Below are 19,484 nucleotides of genomic sequence, written 5' to 3' on the forward strand. Positions count from 1 at the left end.
AGACCCAGCCGGTTCTAGGGCTGAAGCGACACCACTCCAGGGAACACATGTCCCGGTTTGGCAAGCTCGACGCTGTAAAGGCCAGTCCTGCACGTGGCAAACAGGGTCTTGTTGCCGGGCCCGCCGAATGCGCAGTTCGCAGGTTGTTCTGGCAATTGTATTATCCCCAGCAGCTTCCCTTGTGGCGAGACAACTTGAATCCCCAAATCGGTGGTCAAATAGAGATTCCCATCGACATCCACCGATAGACCGTCTCCACCTGAATTCGTTTTTCCTGCCGGCTGTTTGATCTCATAAAGAACCTTGCCGATACCTATCTTGCCTGGTGCGACGACTTCGTAGGCCATCAGTTCCTTCTGCATGCTCGGCAGAACATAAAGGGTCTTTTCATCGGGTGCTAGGATGATGCCGTTCGGTGCAGTCAATTGTTCGCCAAGCCGGGTTACGTCACCATTGGGCGATCGGTAGTAAAACGCTTCGACCTTTTGTGGCCAAGGTTCAGGGGCCGCATAACGAGGGTCGGTGAAATAAATTCCCCCCTGTTGATCGATGACCAAGTCATTGCATGCGTTGAAGCGATTGCCTCGGTACTTTCCCGAAAGCGTGGTAACCTTTTTCGAAGTGGTATCCACGGCAATGAGTTCACCGTCCATCCGGCAGCCAATCAAGGTCCCTTTCCCGTCTAGCATCAGCCCGTTGCACTTGCCTGAAGGCTCCAGAAAGACCTCGAGGCTTCCCTTCAAATCCGTTCGAAGGATTCGGTTGTTGGGGATGTCTGTAAAGTAAAGATATTTCTTGCCGTCGTAGGCAGGGCCTTCTGTGAATTGAAAACCGTCGTGAACCTTCGTTACAGGTCCAGCAGTTGGGAAATCCTGCGCTGAGCAGCTCGAGTGGGTCGATGCAAATGCACCGAGAAAGCACACGAGGAAGGGAATCGTCGATAGAAAAAATGCACGCATCGTCTAAGTCTTTGAGTGAGAGGATAAACACACAACTCCGTTTCAAGAAGAAGTATTCTACTCTCGGATCGAGCGATTCGCATTCGAGGATCGCAATCACTCCCCAGCCAAGTTCCAAGCAGCCGAAAACGACTGCATGGAACAGGCCTTTTAATCGAGGTTTCGCGCTACTATTTCATGCTGCAAGCCGAACCACTGCAAGCACCAGCTTCGGTGCACTCGGTGGTTGCGGGAACGCTGCAGCATTCCGCTTTTTCGGAGCAGCATGACGCTCCCTTTTCGCAGCAACCTGCTTTGTTGACGCAACAGTCGCATGCGCACGCTTCGCAAGTGCAGACGCCCGTTTCGCAGCAGCAGACGCCGCCCTCGCAGCATTGGGCGCAAACGCATTCCGCTTTGGCGGTCGAAATCGAACTCTTTTGGTTCGCTGCATAGGTCACACCTACGACGAGTACCAACGCGGCAAAACTAGCTACAAACCAACCTAAATTCATTTTGAACATCTGTGTAAATCCTGAACCAAAACTGTGTCAAACAATAGAAATGAAAATGCCGATCGATCTGCTCGATGTCAGCAATTCCATCGACACAATTCCGCCAGCCGCTCCGGCGGGCTCGTATTACAGATGGGAATCCCTTGGCGAGGAGCTGGAAAAGTTCCAGCTGAAAGGGCAATGGGTTCTTCGATCCAAACCGAAAGAAGGATCGGTGTCCAGGCTGTGCCATCATACGAGAAGGTCGCTAAAGGTTTGGACAACTTACATCGGCAACTCTCTTCACCATCCCATTGGCATGCACCGACGGGTGGCTTGGAGGCGTGACGCAGACAGCAAGAAGATGGGAACGCGTCGACCGAACAATCGCTTGATTCGTCGGTCGCGACATGGGCTGTTCGATGTTCTTCGGCTCGCCCTTCGTCCTGCACGCAGCACGTTTCGGCGCAACAAGCCGAACCGTCGCGAGAGGGACCTGTACCGGAGTGAAGTTTGCTAATGGAAAATGGAGCAGTTAGTGCCGAGGCGAAGGAGTTGGAAATCCAGGCGCGCAAGCAGCAGCCGGGGTCGATACCGACCCCGATAAAGAGCACTAAATAAATGGCGACAGACTTCTGGAACATCAACAACTCCTGCAGTCAGTATAGGTCTCGGACCGAGCTCAGGGCAACAGCGGGATCGGCCCTCGCCTCCCTTATTGGGTGATGGAGACGATAACAATTCCGGCTTTTTCGGCGGCGGCCAGAGTCTTTTCCCGGTCTAGCAGAATCGTTTTCCCCGCTTCGATGGCAATGGCTTTTCCCCCTGCCTTTCTCATCGTTTCGATCGTTCGTGGGCCGATAGTGGGCAGATCGAATCGCATGTCCTGTTGAGGCTTTGCCACTTTGACCAGCGAGAATCCGCCGCGCGGGCACAGCGAGGCGGTTCGGGTGATGCATGCGTCGGTCCCCTCTATCGCTTCCACGGCGAGGACGCTCCGATCGCGGATGGTCACGCTCTGACCAATGTCGAGTCGCCCCATTTCCTTAGCCATTCGCCAGCCAAAGTCCATGTCCGCCTGAAGTCGTGCCGTTGGATGCCTGCGAGTCAGCACGCCTGCCTCCGCCAAAAGCTGCGGGGCATAATCGGTCCCGGGGATCGTCGTCATACCTTTGCGTGCAAAGGAATGGACGACTGCGCCCAAGAGGGAGTCGTCGGTCGTGTTGGCTCGCCGCGAGTAAAGAAGTGGAAACATTGTTTTGATACACTCCCAGTCCGGTAAGTGCCCCATCCATCCCCAACCATGAAAGAGGATGGTCTCTTTGAATAATTTTCCCGATAGGCAAACTTGCTCGACGCGCTCTTTTTCAAAAAAGCGTTGCATCCCACCAAGCTTGCACACTCCCACCCATTGGGTGGCGTCCGCTACTTGTTCGATGTCCGGGGATGCGTGGTCTCGGATGGCTGCTATCACCACGCGGCATCCCTTTTCCCGCAACGCCTTCGCCACGGAAATGGGATACTCGCCCCAGCCTGCCACAATCCCAACGGTTTGCGAACTATTCATTCGAGCCCGATTCATTCGATGCTGCATCCAACTTCAGTGCTTCGACTTGCTTTTCAAGTCGTTTGAGAGATTTTCTCATCTCGGGCAATCGGTTGATGGCAGCGAACAATGTGGCTTGCTCCATCCGAGGGATGGCGGGACTGCCGAGCAAGATCTGGTCTTCGGGGGCGTCCGAGGCGACGCCGCTTTGCGCTCCAACCATCGTGCGCGAACCGATGTGGATATGGTCCCGCAATCCAACTTGACCAGCGAGCACGACATATTCACCGGTGGAGGTGCTCCCCGCAATTCCGACTTGCGAGCAGATCAAATTGTGTTTACCGATCGAGCAGTTGTGGCCGATCATGACCAAGTTGTCGATCTTGGTCCCCGCACCGATTCGCGTCGCGCCAAAGGTTCCGCGATCGATGGTGGTGCTCGCACCGATTTCGACATCGTCCTCGATCTCGACCCAACCTAATTGAGCGGTAGAAACATGCTTTCCATCGACCATGCGATAACCAAATCCATGCGCACCGAGCACGCAATTGGCATGAAGCACTACGCGATCGCCGAGCACCGTGCCTGGGTAGAGGACAACGCCTGGGAAGATCTGGCAATCCTCACCGATCTTGCATCCCTCCATCACCGTGGCACCGCGATGGATATGGGTTCGGTCTCCAATCTGAGAGTGGTCGCCCACGTGAGCATGTGCCTCCACGACGGCAGAGAGACTCACCTGGGCTGTTTCAGCAACCACCGCGGTGGGATGGATGCCTGTCGCCGAGCGTACAATGCAAGCGGGCCGGAAGATCTGGCAGATTTGGGCAAAAGCCTCATGTGGGTTTGGAACCACGATCTGGGGAATCGAGCAATTGGGAAAGGTTTGTCTTGTCACGCACGCTGCAGCACGGGAGTTCTCCAATCGCGGGAGGTACTTCTCGTTATCGATCAAGGTGATGTGGCCGGGCTTTGCATCCGCAAGGGGAGAGGCCCCTGTGATCAAAGGGACGTTCGATTGAGATTCATTGCTTCGCGCGAACAGTTCGCCGTGGACGCGGTTTGCTAGCGTTGCAAGATCGATGGCGGTCATCTTGAAGTCCTTTTCTGTCCGAGGATTGACCCTGCTTCCGCAGAGGGGATTCATGAGCGGGACTATACGTGATCTGAATTACCAAAATCAACGCAGTTTTCCTCCCCTACCCATTAAATCGATGTTGGCTTAGTCTTCGCAATTCCACTAAACTAACGCGCGGCGCAAGATAGGTAGGACGCCGCGGTTCGCAGCACCAGGGAGGGGGCGATGGCAAAAGAGTCGATTCGGTTTATCCACGCAGGTGATTTTCATTTAGAACGCCCGATGCAGGATTTGCTCGATCTGCCCGAGCATCTCAAATCCCAATTGGTCGATGCCCCATGGAAGGCGGCCGAGACAATCTTCGAGACTGCGATTGTCGAGAATGTCGACTTCGTGCTGCTCGCAGGGGATATTCTGAATCCCGTTTCGTGCGGCGCAGCGGGGCCCGCTTTTCTGTTGGAACAATTTGAAAAGCTAAATCAAAACAAAATTCAGGTCTTCTGGGCGTCGGGTACGGTGGACGATCCCGAACGATGGCCCGAAGCCGTCAGCCTCCCACCCAACGTTCATTTGTTTTCCAAGAAGCAAGTCGAACCGGTTATCTATCGTCGAAACGGAACGCCTCTCGCCACCATCCTCGGCCGATCCAATGATGGTCGCGAATCGATTCGCGCCGCCGAATTCCAAATGGATGAAGACGATACCTACACCATTGGCTTGGCTCACGGTGTGGCGGAACGGGATACACTCATCAGTCAACGAATCGACTACTGGGCTTTGGGAGGTAATCATCAGCGACAAACGCTTCATGGTGAAGCTCCCCACATGCGGGTCTGCGGAACGCCTCAAGGGAGATCGTTCCAAGAAAGCGGTGCACATGGTTGTTACACTGTGGAAGTGGATGGGAACCACGATGCGCAAATCGTTTCGACGGATGTCGATCTATTTCGCTATATCACCCAGACGTTGGACGCTGAGGATCTCGCCATGGGACGCGACATCAGGCAGTTGATGTCCAAGCGGATCTCCAAGCTGCAATCCGAAAACGGCACGCGACATTTGATCATCGAGTGGAAGATCGAAATGGATCTCGAAAATGCCGCCATGGTGGGGCCTGCTGCTCTCGAAGAAATGTTGGGTTGGGTCCGTCGCGAATACGGACATGGTGCCTGCAGCGTATGGTCAACCGACATCGAAGTCCTTTCGCCGAAGACATTCCCGAGCAAATGGCAAGAAGAAGATACCATCCTCGGTGATTTTCTTCGTACAGCTACCGATACCCGCAAGGCTCTCGGCAAGAACATCAACCTCAAGCCTTTGGTAGAATGCGAAACGCCCGGAACGCCGGTATGGCAATCGCTTTTGGATAACGACGAACCGACCACAGTCACGTCGATGCTTGATAAATCAACCCTATTGGGTGTGGATATGCTCCGCGGGCACAAAATGGATCTGCTCGCACCCACACGACGCTTCGGAGGAATGAAGTCATGAAGGTCCGCGACATCCAAATCGATGGCTTCGGTGTTTGGTCGGGATTGTCTGTGGATTCCCTGCCCGAGGGAATGACTGTTTTCTACGGGCCCAATGAAGCGGGCAAAACGACGTTGATGCAGTTCCTCCGGACCATGCTGTACGGTTTCACGGCCGATCGACGTCAGCGATATCTGCCTCCAGTTTTCGGGGGCAAGCCTGGCGGAGCGATGCGAGTAACCGGTCCAGGGGGAGGTTACGAGATAGCTCGCCGCGCGACGTTGAACGATCCTTCCATCGTGGGACAGCTGACCGTCACGAGCAGCGACGGAGTTACCCAGGGGCAGCATCGTCTCACCTCCTTGCTCGGCAGTGTCGATGAATCCATTTTCACCAACGTTTTTGCAATCGGATTGCGCGAGCTGCAAGAGCTGAGTACCCTCGACGATACCGCTGCGGCGGACGAGCTTTACAAACTTTCGAGCGGTTTGGACCGAGTCTCGCTCGTGGATGTCATGCGGCAATTGAAGGGTGCACGCGGCCAAATCGTTTCAACCGAAGCCGACCAAGGCCAGATGGCGCTCATGCTCCAACGGCGAGAGAAGCTTCGCGATGAAATCGAGGCGCTTACCGTACGCGGTCGCCGATGGGGTGAGCTGGCCGCTCACCGCCGCAACCAACAAAACGAAATAGAAGAGCTAAAACTCCGAGTCGGCCAGTGGGAGCTCGAGTCGAAGACCGTCGAAACGGCGATCCAAATTCGTGAGCCCTGGCAGTCGCGCGAATCGACGAAGACCAAGCTCAAATCGTTGAATGCTCGTGTCGATCTTCCCGATAACAGCTACGTCCGCTTGGAAGAGATCCAACGCGAAATCGAAGAGAAACGAGAGCTGGTCCAATCGATCCGAGAAGAACGAAAGGCTCTTCGCCAGCGGGCCACCAATTTACCTGTAAGCAAAGGGATTCTCACGCTCGCAGGAAAGATTGACGCAGCCAATGAACAAGGACCTTGGATTACCAGCCTGCAACTGCAAATCCAACGGCTTGAATCGGAGTGCCAACAATCCGAAGAGCAGTTGCTCGAAGATGCCAAGCGATTGGGGCTCACGGAGCAAGACCAAGAGGCTTTGCTCAATGATAAGCGATTGGCCAATCTGCCAGACCTTTCCAGGCAAGCGATCAGCCAATTGGCAGGCCCCGCGCGGGACGTGCGAAGCTACCAAACACGGTTGAAGCAAGCCAAAGAGCAAGGACTCAACGATAAAAAAGAAGCGTCCCGGTTGGCCGCTGAGATCGAGGGATTTCTGTCGGTACAAGGTGTGAGCGATCTCCAAACAGCCCATAAGAGCGCTCATGATTTGCTGAGCAACCTTCGCAAGGTGCAGCAACTCGATGAACGGATTGAAAAATATCGCCGCCATCGCAAAGAGATTGAGGACCAAGCGGTCGACTTGGAATCGGAAGAGGTCTTTCCGATCGACGATGCAAGACGCCTGCTGCTCCCTTTTGTCGGCGGCTCGATGATGCTCGTACTGGGGCTTGGAAAGTTCCTTGGCTGGAACTTGATGCGGGCGTCACGCATTGCCGCGAGCGGCACGGCGCAAGTCCCTGCCCAAAGCGAGCAAACGATCGGATTTCTCTTGGTTCTCGTCGGGATCGGATTGCTGTGTTACACATTCTTTAAATGGAAGAGCTTGGAACAGGATTCGAAAGACGAACTGGACAGCTGTGACTCGCAGCTCGACGCCGTCGATTCCCAGCTTCGTAAAACCGTTCAGGAACGGGACGAGTTGCTCGAATCACTACCCGAACACACCGGAACCCTGGAGCAGCGCATCCGCGACGCCGAAAGCGATCTGGTACAGTGCGAGAATTATCTCCCGACGTTGCACAATCTCCAAGCCGCAGAGCAGCGCTATGAAACAGCAAAGCAACATGCGAAGGAGGCGATGCATGGTCTGAAATCGGCCAGATCATCTTGGAAGAGGATGCTGAGCCAGCTTGGAATGGCCGAATCCTTGTCCCCTAAGAGCATTCGCATTTTGGCTGAGGGCTACGAATCGCTTACGCAAACGCGACGTCGGTTGAAGGCGCAGCAAGACGAGTTAGCCCAGCGAAAAATCGAGCTCTCTACGGCCATGCAACGTATCGAGGCTCTGTCGCTCCAATTGAAAGTTGCGATCGAAGAGTCCAATCAGGCGATCAAGGATGCGACGCGTCCGACTTGGGGCGATCCTAATGAATCGCGCCGAGATGGCGTGCGCGTTCCCCAAGAAGCAAAACGCGAAGAGCGCCGAGATCGAGAACGGGATCGAGATCGGGATAAGGACCGAGACAGGGATCGCAGAGATCAACGTCAGCGAGACGAGCAGATCTCCCTGCGGGCCGCCGCCGCTGCCGCAGCACCCGATAACAGCGAAGGGCCTTTGCTTAGACTGCAGGAGCTCACCAACACCCTCGCCCAGCACAAACAGTACATCGTATTGCGTAAAGAACTCAAATCGCAGGACGAAGAGCTGTCGCGAAAGCAGAAGATTGCCACGCGAGGGATGGAGAAGTGGATTCGAACACGACAATCGCACCTCGCCGACTTGGGTGTCGAGGACGCGGAGCAGCTACAGCAGCATTTGCAAATCAAATCGGAATATCTCCGCTTGGAGAACGAGGTAGCGCAATTGGATCACCGCATCCGAAGTACGATCGGTGGTCATGTTCCGTATGAGACCGTCATGCGACTTCTCGAGAATACCCCGGCACATGAGCTAGAAAAGCGATGGGAAACGCTCGGTCAGCGCATTACCCAAGCCGAGGAAAGAGTTGCTGCTCTTCTGCAACGGCAAGGGGAGACGTCTCAGGAGATGAAGAGTTTGGCCGCCGATCGCCGCATCGCGGAAGCGAAATTGGAACTTGCCAGTCTCGAAAGGCAGATCGCTGCCTGTGCAGAACACTGGAGAACCCTCGGTGCGACGACTTGCATGCTTGAGAAAGTCTGCGAGGTATATGAGACCGAGCGACAGCCTGAGACCCTCCGCGAGGCTTCGGCCTTCTTGAAGCAACTTACCGATGGAAAGTATGTGCGCGTCTGGACGCCTCTCGGAAAGAACGCGTTGCGAATCGATAACGATAAAAACCAGAGTTTGCCTTTGGAGGTGCTTAGTCGAGGAACTCGAGAAGCCGTTTTCATCGCATTGCGATTGTCCTTGGCGGCCGCTTACTCGCGCCGCGGAGTGACGCTCCCATTGGTCCTCGATGACGTGCTCGTGAATTTTGACTCCATTCGAGCTAGCTTTGCTGCTCAAGTGCTTCGCGATTTCGCAGCATTAGGTCACCAAGTCATCATGTTCACGTGCCACGAACATATCATGCGAATCTTCCACGATATCGGTGTTCAAGTCCGTGTTCTCCCGGCGCAAGGCCAATCGGGAGAAGCGAAGGTTTATCAACCCCACGATCTACCGGTGGAAAAGCCAATACGCTTGGCCGTCGAGGTGGTTGAAGTTCCCGAACCGATCGTCGAACCAGTCGTCGAAAAACGGACCAAACCGAAGCCAGCTCCGATTGCACCCGCAGCGGAGGAGGTAATACCAAATGTCGAGTTGCCACCAGTACCCGTCGCGCCGATCGTAGTGGAGCGTCCCACTATTTCTGAGCCTCAAGTAGAGAAAGAGGAATCGGTCGTCCCGGTCGAGCCTCTGGTGCTCAAGCCGCGACGTCAACCGGTGCCTGCCATGCACACGGTAGACGAGGACGAATCCATGCCGTTCGCCATGTGGTACGAAGAGGAGGCAACCCAAACACCGGCAGGGGATCCTGCGGAGCGTCTTTGGAACGAGCTCGATCGTATGGATCTCCCTTTCGAAGGTGAACCCCATGACCTCTGGTGGAGCGAAGCCAAATAGGGACTTTTGGGTTCGCTTCGCTATACTGGTGGGAACGCACGTCGCTCCCTCTATCCCCATCGAATAATTATGTTGCGAAGAAAGCTCCTGCTCGGTTTTGTGATCGCTATCCCCTTCTTGTCTTGTGGGAGCATTCCTGCTGCCATGGCGGAAGATCCCCAGCCGCCGAAGAAGGAATTGAAGCACACCACCGATTCGTTGGAGCAAGTTAAAGAACGGATTGAGAAGAAAAAGGCGGTGCTCGTCGATGTCCGAGAACTCGTCGAGTGGAACAACGGGCACATCGCGGGTGCGGTCCATCTTCCGTGGCGTGGTATGCAAGAGAAGCCAGATGCAAAGAAGTATCGGGAGCTAATTCCGGAAGGGACGATCGCGTACACCTACTGCGAAGTCGGCTATCGATCTCTGAAGGCAGGTGCCATGCTCGAGAAGTTTGGTATCGAAGTCCGTCCTCTCAAGCCTGGCTACAAAGAACTTGTCGCTGCTGGCTTTAAGAGTGATAAATATGACTTGGACGGCCGTTGAAACACAGAATTTCGCAATGGATTGATGGCCCCGGACGTCGTCTCGGTCGGGATGAAAGAGCAAGAGGCTCGCTCCGAGGTGGTGACACGTAGGCTTGTCGGCTGAAGGTCAATCAGAATATCGCATGGCACGCGAGATGGCGGGTTGAGAGAGCTCTTTGAGCAAGATAATGCACCGAGCACTTGGAGCTGACGTTTGGTCCTGGTCAATGATTCTGCGTTTCTGGTATCCACCTTCGGTGGAGCGTGTACGCGTGCGGCTGGCTGTTAAACGAAGGGATGCCGAGCGGGGCGGTTTGCAAACGATTGATATGGCAATGGTTTTGTGTGTCCCTACGGGGACTATCGGTGCTCCAACTCTGCATGTCACGTTCAACAAAAAAGTCCCATAGGTCGCATGCGACCTATGGGACTTACTTCTTATTACAGACTTCTTTTAGGGACTTTCGTTTGTCCTCGCAGTACTAGGGCTGCGTTGGGACGATAGGTTCCGTCGGTTCAACGATCTTGGTCTCGCCATCTTTCTCTTGACCGAGAATGATGATTCCGCCGCCACCGCCACCGAAGCTCGAAGGCATATTGTAGATGTAGATGGCATCGACTGCCTTCGCGATACGCTGTTGAGCTTCGCCGAGGTGAGCGAGTGAATAGGGATCGAGACCCGCCTTGGTTTCGAGCACGGCATCGATCTTTCGTTTCAGCTCTTTCAGCTGGAGCAATGCGAGCGAGGCAATGGGCTTGCTCACTGCGGCAGTGCTAGTTGGCATGCCGAGAGTGATCAAGCGTTCCAAGTGCTCGCGTTGCAAATTGCGTCGCCACGAGGAGATGCGTGGTTTGCGAGGAGAAGCCTCTCCTTCGACCTTCGCATCGAGTTCGGACCAAACTTCGTTGTAAAGTTTGTCCATCAGTTCTGGAAGCGTCATCGCATCCTTGTCCTGTGGAACCAGCTGCTCATTGTCGTACACGCGGCGCAAAACGGTCGGGTTCATCAGCATGGTCAGTGTCGATGCTTGATACCCGAGGATGCGGTCGTGAACGGGGAATGTCGACTCGCCCATCGATCGAATCCCTTCGTCAGCCCACTTGTCGTTGGTGAGTCGTTCGAGGATTTGCGGGGTGATTCCGAACGAGTCGTCTCGGAACGCATTGCGAATGACAAACTCCAAAGCCTTGCGTTGGGTTTCGGCAGGCACAGGAACCAAGGATTGTCGATTACCTGGATCCCCCTTCTTGTCGCGATTGACGTGGGCTCCACCGACCCAGTTGGCCATCATGCTGACTGCCTTCATTTGCTCTCCGAGGGTCAACTCGTACCCGCGTCTCGCTTTGGACCAGCTATCCCCGTCTTTGACGAATTTATCCAAGAGCCGTTCGCGATAGAGCTTCACCAGACGGATCTGGTTTTCAGCGTAGTCGAGAGGGTCTTTGGAGTAGTCGTAGCGACGGGCCAGAGGATCGGGACCGCCGGTGTCTTCATCGGTCGCGTACTGCAACTCAGGTTCCGAAGTCCGTTTGAGCATTTCCGGAAGCTTGGCTTCATCGGTGGAGTAACCGTATTCGATCGCCCACATGTCGTAGGGCCCGATGCCGGTCATAGTCCAATCACCTTTAACCGATTCCTCGAGCTTGTACGGCATGTTGATTGGAATGTAATCCATTACCGACGATGCGAGGGGTTTCTTGCCAGCGACCGCATCGGAGTTGATCTCCTTGAGCGAGTAGAGGCTAGAAGCTTTGAAGTTGTGGCGGAGCCCCAGGGTGTGTCCAACTTCGTGCGCGACCAGTTCTGCCAACAAGGGGCCGATAAAAGATTCCGGCATCCCATCGAGCATGTCTTCTTTGGGTTTGGCTGGTTTCTTTTCTTCGGGTTTGCCTTCTTCCGGCTTTTTATCGCCGGCTTCGCCCGGTTTCGTTTCTTGGCTATAGATCTCTTCGAGAAGCTCCATGCTCATGCGTGCCATCGCCATATCCATTTGCTTGGCGAGGGCTACGTTGCAGTAACCATTGACTTGGCTGATGCGTCCGACGAGACCGTCATAGGGTTGGTTGCCGATCAGACGGCCATCCACTTTGGTCATCGGGTGCCCCGCGAACGGGAGCTTTGCTTGCTTGGCAAATACTTCGCGCAAATGGTTTTGATTGGCGCTAGGTGCAAGTCTCACACGCGGATCCCAGCTGGGGTTTTCGCCCAACCAAGCAATCGTTTCCGAAGTCATTCCTTCCATGGCCAACTCGGGCATCATGTCATGGAATTGGAAATTGAAGTGCCGGATCCAGCCGTCGGTCAACACGATATCCGCATCCAGGATTTCTCCGGTAATCGGGTGCACGCGGCTTGGCCCAATCGCGGTTCCCACGTCGTTGTTCAGCCAGCGAACGAAGTTGTATTGAACATCTTCGGGATCGAGGTCCATAGTTGCTGGGGAACGCGGGTCCTGGTAGAGGACTTCGATCGCATCGGAAAAACCAACCGATTCAAAGGCCTTGTTCCAGTATTCAATCCCTTGTTTCACCCAGCGGCGGTATCGCACGGGAGTGGTGTGCTCGATGTAAAACCGAATGGGTGTGACCGGAGGGCTCACCTTCAAATTCGGGTCTCGTTTTTCCAGTCGCCAGCGAGTGATGTAACGAACTCGTTTCTTATCGTCGTCGTAACTACCGAGGTCGGTGAAGTTGGTTACGAAATAGCCAACGCGTTGATCTGCTTTGCGAGGACGATAGCCAGAGTCTTCTGGGACTTCGCTAATCGAGTAGTGAAGCGTTTGAAACTTCCCACCGGCTGAGACAACTTCAAAAGCCAGTTCAACATTCTTCGTAAACGTTTTTGCCTTGGCGATTTTGGTCAGCTGTGGATCTTGGATGCGCACGGCACCGCCGAAGAACTTGCTAGCTTGCCCAACAAAGAGTGCGTCAGCATCGATAACGGGGCCGCCGCGGGGAGCCATCGTGACGATGGGCACGTCGAGCAAAACCGTGTCGGTGAAGAGTCTCTTGACCGACGATTTCGACTCAGGTTCGCCATTGGAACGGATTTCCAAGTTTGGAAGAACCAACGCGAGTCGCTTGTTGTATTGTCGCCAATAGACGTAGTAATCACCCGACTGCAGTCCTGCGAATTGATCACCAGCGCTGACTGTCAAAGCGATAAAGTACTTCTTGCTCGCAAAGTCTTTTGGGATTTCCAAAAGCATTTGGCCGTCTTTCTCGCGAGTCCAAACGCTGCACAGACCGTTTGGGTTCGCTGCTCGGTCAGGGGACTTTGACTCCATTTTAGTGAAGCCCTCTGTCACCTTTTCAAAGGGAGGGTACTCGGGTACGGCTCCCTCCTGTCCAAAACTCTTCTCAACCGTTGCGGTTGGGAACAGCAAAGTCCCCGCAGCCAACAGCGAGTATCTCAACATCAGATCTCGATACCGTTTCATTCTGATTTTCCAAAGAGGTACAACGATGCAAAACAAGTACGCACAACCCATTCGCTTGTCGTCGGGAGATAACGATATTGAATTGGTTCGTTCGTATTCTAGGGGATCCATCCAGAGCTGACATGGCTTGGCCGGTCGACGGGCGCAGGCTGGAGGGAGTGGAAAAGCCTAGGTCAGCGTCCGAGTGGGGATAGCGAGGAAAGTCACCGTCCAAGGAGCTTTGCCGAAAAACAACCGCATAAATTGTCTTGCCGTCACAACCGTTAGGTCGTAATTCTCGCATTAGCAAGAATTATGTGTCCGTTGTTGGGCTCCGTCTAGTGATTTCTTAACAATTCAATCTGTGGTTCGCGCGGCGATGGGGACGGGAACTCCAAGGGGGCTGGTACTGGTCAATCGATCCCCAAGCTGGTTCAATACCGATTCAAAGTCTCCATTTGTATTCCCTTGTCGCGCTAGGCCTTCCTCCTCATGAAACTTGGACGCATTCAAATCGGTTCCGATGTCGCCGTCGTTCGGATCCAGAACAATCTAGCCGCGGTCTTGGATTTGGGAGCCGCTGGGTTAACGACCCTACAGGATCTTCTCTCGTCGCCGGATCTGGAGCGGCTCGCAGTCGAACTGCCGACCCCTGGCGATGCGATGAAACTGGATTCCTTGTGCTGGCTCCCGCCGATCGACCAGCAGGAGGTTTGGGCTGCTGGCGTGACCTACAAACGATCACAAACAGCGAGGATGGAAGAGAGCGAGGCGGCCGCGAGCTGCTATGACCGCGTCTACACCGCAGCCCGACCGGAGATCTTTTTCAAAGCGACGCCCAACCGGTGCAGCGGCCATCTTGGAAAGCTTCGCATTCGAACCGATGCGACTTGGAATGTCCCTGAACCCGAATTGGCGTTGGTGATTTCGCGAGTCGGAAAGATTGTGGCGTATACCATCGGCAATGACATGAGCAGTCGAGATATCGAGGGGGACAATCCTTTGTATCTTCCTCAGGCCAAGGTCTACAACGAGTGCTGTGGTTTGGGACCGTGGGTCACACTCGCGTCTGCGATGCCCGAACGTTCGACGATTGGAATTCGACTTGAAATTCATCGCGATGGTGCGCAAGTCTTCACAGGGGAAACGGGTGTTTCCCAGATGGCGAGGAATTTGGAAGATCTCGTCTCCTGGTTGCTGCGAGACAACGACATGCCCAATGGAGCATTTCTCTTAACGGGAACCGGAATTGTCCCCGACAGCAGCTTCACGCTCGCTCCTGGGGACCGAGTGCATATATCGATCGACGGCATCGGAACGCTATCCAACGTGATCGTTCAGGGGTAGCGATTACCCGATTGCCGTTTCTTCATTCAGCTCCCTAACTCATTCAAATCGACGATAACACCATGGAAAAAGTTCTAATCAACGGTCAGTGGATCGACTCCAACACCAACGGAAGTTTTCAAGCGACCAATCCGATGACCGGCGAATCGATTGCTCGAACCTATCCGCTGAGCGCTTGGAGCGAGCTCGATCAAGCGCTCGCGGCTGCGAGTCAAGCTTTCAAAGAACTGCGGTCGATTCATCCCAATACGATCGCGGAGTTCTTGGAAACGTTCGCGGACTTGATCCAGTCTGATAAGGAAACATTGGTTGCCTTGGCACACGAAGAGACCGGCCTGCCCGTTTCACCCAGGCTCGGCGATGTCGAGCTTCCACGAACAGTGAGCCAGCTCAAGCAAGCGGCGGCCGTAGCGCGCACCGGTTCCTGGGCTATGCCGACGATCGATACCAAGGCCAATATTCGCTCCTCGTACGAAGCGATCGGGCCGGTCTGCGTCTTCGGCCCCAATAACTTTCCATTTGCCTTCAACAGTTTGGCGGGGGGAGATTTTGCCGCGGCGATTGCAGCCGGAAATCCTGTGATAGGAAAGGCGAACTCGTCCCACCCAGCCACCACGCAGCGCTTTGCAGAGCTGGCCTTGCAAGCCATCGAGAAAACGGGGATGCCGCGAGGATTGGTCCAGCTGATTTACCGAACGACCCACGCGGATGGGGAAAAATTGGTGAGCGATCCGCGATTGGCTGCGATTGGTTACACGGGCTCGCGGCATGCTGGATTGCAGTTAAAAGCGGCTGCCGATCGCGTCGGAAAGCCCTTCTATGCGGAGCTCTCCAGTGTGAACCCCGTCGTGTTCCTACCCGGCGCCTTGAAAGAGCGTGGGGACAAACTGATCGAGGAATATGTCACGAGCGGCTTGATGGGGGCTGGGCAGTTTTGTACCAATCCCGGGTTGCTGCTGATGATCGATTCGCCCGAGGCTCGACACTTTGTGGAAGGGGTCGTCGCGAAGTACATGCAGATTCCGCCCGGAACCCTGTTGTCCAAGGGAGTGGAAAGCTCGCTGGTCAAGAGCATCGGCGTGCTCAAGGACGCAGGTGCCGAGTTGTTGGCTGGTGGAGACAAGATCGCGGGCGGACGATGCGCTGTGGCGAACACCGTCCTTCGAGTATCCGGTGAAGCGTTCCTTCTCGCACCGTCTCAATTCCAAACCGAAGCGTTTGGCAACGCAGTGCTCATTGTCGTTTGCAAAGACTTGATGGAAATCCTTCGAGCGATCGAGTCCCTCGAAGGTAACCTGACCGGCTGCGTGTACTCTGCAACCGATGGGAGCGATGACGCGATGTATGGGCCCATCGCTACGGAAATGTTGCAGAAGGTTGGGCGTTTGCTCAATGACAAGATGCCAACCGGTGTCGCCGTGAGCCCAGCGATGAACCATGGTGGACCGTTCCCTGCGACGGCCCATCCAGGATTTACAGCCGTTGGGATCCCCGCGAGTTTGATTCGTTTTGCGAAGTTGACATGTTACGATGCGGTTCGTCACGACCGTTTGCCACATCTCTTGCAGGATAGCAATCCGCGAAAAGCATGGCGACTTATCGACGGAGCTTGGACTCTCTAGATGCGATGGTTTGCCCTTACAGTCGCCTATGACGGTACCACGTACGGCGGTTGGCAAGTCCAAAGCAATGCACCTTCCATCCAGCAGCATTTGATCATCGCGATCGAAAAGGCGACTGGGGAGAAGGTGCATGTACAAGGGAGCGGTCGAACCGATTCGGGAGTCCATGCGACCGGGCAGGTCGCTTCTATTCGATTGCAAAATTGGAGGGCACCGCCCGAACGATTGGTCCCGGCGATCAATCGATTTTTGCCGAGGTCCATTGTGGTCCGATCCGTGCAGCACGTCGTCGACGGCTTCGATGCGATTCGCAATGCAAAGAGCAAACGATACTGCTACTCAATCTGGAATGCGCGGGTTTCGGACCCACTGCATGCCCGAGTTCACTGGTGGGTGCCGCGACCTCTCGATGTCGAGGCCATGCAACGTGCCGCAGACTTATTGCTAGGCACGCATGATTTTAAAGCGTTTGAGACCCTAGGCTCTCCTCGCAAATCGAGCATTCGAACGATCTACGATTTACCCGTTCGGTCGGTTCCCTATCTCGATGGCCAAAACATCTCCATCGAGATGGAGGCGGATGGGTTTTTGTACAACATGGTTCGCAATATCGTCGGAGCGCTGTGCGAAGTTGGGGTAGGTCGATTTTCGCCGCGCTGGATCCAGTCCGTGTTGGAGTCCAAGATGCGAGATTCTTCGAGCCAAACCGCTCCGGGCCAGGGGCTTTGTTTGGTTTCTGTCCGGTATCCCGAAAGTTGTTTTATTCCATTGGGAACCCAGGATTCGCAAGATATTTCCAGCTCCAATCAAAATTCTTGAGCGGTGGGACCTAACGTGTCCAAGGGTGGGCGATAAATAGGTTGTCAAGGCGACGGTGGTTGGCGACGAAGCAGACGTCGATCACCTCTGAGCCACAAGATCCGAAGGATCGCCCTGACACTCCCAAAAGCGACCAATCCTCTGCTCCTGGACTCTCCGAGACCCCTCATCTTGAAGGTCACGTCCAGGAGCGGAGGAGTGGTGCCTCCAACCAAGTTGCTGACACACTTACAAGATCAAGGAAGAGAAATCATGGCCAAGTTTTACGTTCAAAGTGGATCGGTTCGAGCTGTCATCGATAGTGTAGATCTGGATCGAGCCGCGTTGTGGGTTGTGAATCTGGTGATGGGGGACGTGTTACCCCTGGATGAAGTCGATGAGAGTGATGCGGGCGAATGGGGCGAGTCGGATGAAGGACTGGAACTGCAGGCATCGAACGAAATCAAAAGTGTCGATGCAGGGCACCACCTTTCGGAGACCATTCGCATCAGCGAACGAGGATTCGATCGCGACGACGCTTGGGTCGTCGATACTTTGGAATCCTTTCGCCACTGGTATGATTTGTTCCAGGCCGTTTCGGAGATGGCAGATCGTTGGAACCAAAAGTGATCGCGGCGACGGAATCGTCGATACTTATTCCAAAGAGAGGAAGTGCCATGCTCACTTTTGTCATTTTTGCCATGACCGCTTATTGGCTGAGAACCAAATAAGAATCTAAACCCAATATCGCCCTTGGGTTGCCAGCGGTCTGTTCCCCCTCTATAAAGCCTTCGAGTTGAATTCTTTCCTCGGATAGGCATGTCGATCGATGAACCAGCCCGATCACAGAGACTTACTAGAGTCTTCACCCTCCCTTTGCTTTATTTTGACATCGGCCTTCGACGGCGATGTGGATCCCAAAGAACAGAGTCGGTTCGAAGAGTTGGTGTCGCAGCTGCGTGAACATCGCAATCCTTTGGTGAGCGAGGTGTTTCAGGCAGCGAGCCGGCGACTGTATCGAGACTGCGAAGCCTTGGTGCGGGAGCTTGGGAATCAAGACATGATGGTATTGCCAGCTCGTCTACTCCTTTGCCGAAACTTCGTTCTCGAACGCTATCCCGAGCACGCTTCGGAATTCTTAAACGTGCTTTATGAAATGTCCCAGGCGATCGCGAATGCCGCAGGCGGGACGTTTGGATTCGGCAACAAAGTGAATCGATCCGAGCGAGCAGCATTGGCGTTGATCGCCGGAGCTCTCGGAATTCACGAAGCAGGAGGGGAGTCTTCCGAAGCGGAAGTGAGGATCTGATGTTGCCAGCGATTCGGCTGTTGCTGGCGAGTGTCTTCGGCCTTGGCGCGGGAATAGGCTCACTATCCGTGGTCGCTCAAGATCAGACATCCGACTTGGAGGAGGTAACGGAAGATATGGAAGACGGAAAGAAGGCTTGGAACATTCCACTTCCCACGCTGGGGGGAAAGCAGTTTTGGACCGACTTCCGCTGGTGGAATGGATGGAAAGTTCAATACAACAGCACCCTCCATCATTGGCGATTGCTGGATCCGAAGGGGATCCGTCGCGCATGGGGTGGAAAGCAAGCCATGCTCGATGAACTCCAAGCGACGAAGCAAACGGCTTCGAATGCTAATACACCGGAGGTTGTCGTTCTTCTGGCGCACGGTTTGTTCCGAACCCATGGCAGTATGGTGCCGATTGCCGAAGAGCTTCGTCGTTACGAAGCTGCACATCCCGAGCTTCCGACACAAAAGCGTGAATGCGTGTCGATGACTTATGCGAGCACCCGAAATTCGATTGCGCACCACGCAACGGCGATGCGTGAGTTGCTAGAAAACTTGGAGGGGGAGCCAAAAATTTGGTTCGTCGGACATAGCCTTGGCAATATCGTCTTTCGATACATGATTGGTGACTTGCAGAGATCAGGCGATCCAAAAGGATTGCTGCCACGCATCGAACGGGCAGTCATGTTAGGGCCTCCCAACAACGGCTCTGCCTTGGCGAAGTCGCTTACGGGATTTGGTGTATTTGAAACCTTGGCCGGTTCGTCGGGAGTTCATCTCGGGGCGGCTTGGGAAAAGCTTCAAAGTGAACTGGGAACTCCTCCTTGCCCCTTTGCGATTGTGATCGGTGATATTTCTCAATCTCGATTGCAAAACCCCTTCCTGGAAGGTGCTAGCGACGGGATCGTCACGGTTTCGGAAGCGACCTTGGAGACCGCGTCGGAAATCCGCACATTTCCGGTCATTCATTCATTTCTCATGAGCGACGAGAACATTACCAGAGCGACGGTATCTTTCCTTTTCGGCGGGAGCCTATCGCCAGCACCCTGATCGAACCGACGAGCGGCA

At 54.6% G+C, this 19,484-nt stretch carries 15 protein-coding genes; 11 read left to right on the forward strand and 4 right to left on the reverse strand.

The genetic code is table 11. From position 1 onward, the window contains the following. Positions 1 to 14: 14 nt before the first annotated feature. Positions 15 to 959, reverse strand: coding sequence for an SMP-30/gluconolactonase/LRE family protein (locus tag VN12_RS21345; RefSeq protein ID WP_146678698.1), 945 nt, complete (start codon positions 957 to 959; stop codon positions 15 to 17). Between the two features lie 177 nt (positions 960 to 1,136). Here VN12_RS21345 and VN12_RS21350 point away from each other — a divergent pair, with 177 nt between their 5' ends. Together VN12_RS21350 and VN12_RS21355 are read left to right on the forward strand one after the other, a co-directional pair. Further along, positions 1,137 to 1,394, forward strand: coding sequence for a hypothetical protein (locus VN12_RS21350; RefSeq protein ID WP_146678699.1), 258 nt, complete (start codon positions 1,137 to 1,139; stop codon positions 1,392 to 1,394). Between the two features lie 108 nt (positions 1,395 to 1,502). Further along, positions 1,503 to 1,952: a hypothetical protein gene (locus VN12_RS21355; RefSeq protein WP_146678700.1), complete on the forward strand. Its 450-nt coding sequence runs from the start codon at positions 1,503 to 1,505 to the stop codon at positions 1,950 to 1,952. Between the two features lie 195 nt (positions 1,953 to 2,147). Here the strand turns inward: VN12_RS21355 and VN12_RS21360 are convergent, their stop codons facing one another. After that, positions 2,148 to 2,999: an LpxI family protein gene (locus VN12_RS21360; RefSeq protein ID WP_146678701.1), complete on the reverse strand. Its 852-nt coding sequence runs from the start codon at positions 2,997 to 2,999 to the stop codon at positions 2,148 to 2,150. Further along, positions 2,992 to 4,071 carry a UDP-3-O-(3-hydroxymyristoyl)glucosamine N-acyltransferase gene (lpxD, locus tag VN12_RS21365; RefSeq protein WP_168164552.1) on the reverse strand — a complete coding sequence of 360 codons (1,080 nt, stop codon included), beginning with the start codon at positions 4,069 to 4,071 and terminating at the stop codon, positions 2,992 to 2,994. Before lpxD ends, VN12_RS21360 begins: the two co-directional genes overlap by 8 nt. 210 nt (positions 4,072 to 4,281) lie before the next feature. Between lpxD and VN12_RS21370 the strand changes: the two genes are divergently transcribed. The 3 genes from VN12_RS21370 to VN12_RS21380 all read left to right on the forward strand — a co-directional run bounded on the left by VN12_RS21370 (position 4,282) and on the right by VN12_RS21380 (position 9,953). Then, a complete protein-coding gene (locus VN12_RS21370) occupies positions 4,282 to 5,550 on the forward strand; it encodes an exonuclease SbcCD subunit D (RefSeq protein WP_146678703.1) in 1,269 nt (422 codons plus the stop codon). Continuing rightward, positions 5,547 to 9,428, forward strand: a complete 3,882-nt coding sequence (locus VN12_RS21375) for an ATP-binding protein (RefSeq protein WP_146678704.1) — start codon at positions 5,547 to 5,549, stop codon at positions 9,426 to 9,428. The genes VN12_RS21370 and VN12_RS21375 overlap by 4 nt, the downstream gene beginning before the upstream one ends. 69 nt (positions 9,429 to 9,497) lie before the next feature. After that, positions 9,498 to 9,953, forward strand: a complete 456-nt coding sequence (locus tag VN12_RS21380) for a rhodanese-like domain-containing protein (protein WP_146678705.1) — start codon at positions 9,498 to 9,500, stop codon at positions 9,951 to 9,953. 463 nt (positions 9,954 to 10,416) lie between these two features. Here the strand turns inward: VN12_RS21380 and VN12_RS21385 are convergent, their stop codons facing one another. Continuing rightward, entirely contained in the window at positions 10,417 to 13,374 is a 2,958-nt protein-coding gene (locus VN12_RS21385; protein WP_240491221.1) for a zinc-dependent metalloprotease, read from the reverse strand. A 471-nt stretch (positions 13,375 to 13,845) separates the two neighbouring features. On the opposite strand from VN12_RS21385, the gene VN12_RS21390 reads away from it, so the two are divergent. The 6 genes from VN12_RS21390 (at position 13,846) to VN12_RS21415 (ending at position 19,466) form a co-directional block, all read left to right on the forward strand. Further along, positions 13,846 to 14,700 (forward strand): fumarylacetoacetate hydrolase family protein, encoded by an 855-nt coding sequence (locus VN12_RS21390; RefSeq protein WP_146678706.1) that lies wholly within the window; start codon positions 13,846 to 13,848, stop codon positions 14,698 to 14,700. A 62-nt stretch (positions 14,701 to 14,762) separates the two neighbouring features. Next, positions 14,763 to 16,322 carry an aldehyde dehydrogenase (NADP(+)) gene (locus VN12_RS21395; protein ID WP_146678707.1) on the forward strand — a complete coding sequence of 520 codons (1,560 nt, stop codon included), beginning with the start codon at positions 14,763 to 14,765 and terminating at the stop codon, positions 16,320 to 16,322. Further along, on the forward strand, positions 16,323 to 17,141 hold the full coding sequence (gene truA, locus VN12_RS21400) for a tRNA pseudouridine(38-40) synthase TruA (protein WP_146678708.1): 819 nt from the start codon (positions 16,323 to 16,325) through the stop codon (positions 17,139 to 17,141). It begins immediately after the preceding gene. A gap of 252 nt (positions 17,142 to 17,393) precedes the next feature. Beyond that, on the forward strand, positions 17,394 to 17,750 hold the full coding sequence (locus tag VN12_RS21405; protein ID WP_146678709.1) for a hypothetical protein: 357 nt from the start codon (positions 17,394 to 17,396) through the stop codon (positions 17,748 to 17,750). 256 nt (positions 17,751 to 18,006) lie between these two features. Then, entirely contained in the window at positions 18,007 to 18,429 is a 423-nt protein-coding gene (locus VN12_RS21410; RefSeq protein WP_146678710.1) for a hypothetical protein, read from the forward strand. Then, entirely contained in the window at positions 18,429 to 19,466 is a 1,038-nt protein-coding gene (locus VN12_RS21415) for an esterase/lipase family protein (RefSeq protein ID WP_146678711.1), read from the forward strand. The genes VN12_RS21410 and VN12_RS21415 overlap by 1 nt, the downstream gene beginning before the upstream one ends. Positions 19,467 to 19,484 lie beyond the last annotated feature (18 nt).

The sequence above is a fragment of the Pirellula sp. SH-Sr6A genome (assembly GCF_001610875.1).
Lineage (GTDB): Bacteria > Planctomycetota > Planctomycetia > Pirellulales > Pirellulaceae > JBKCUI01.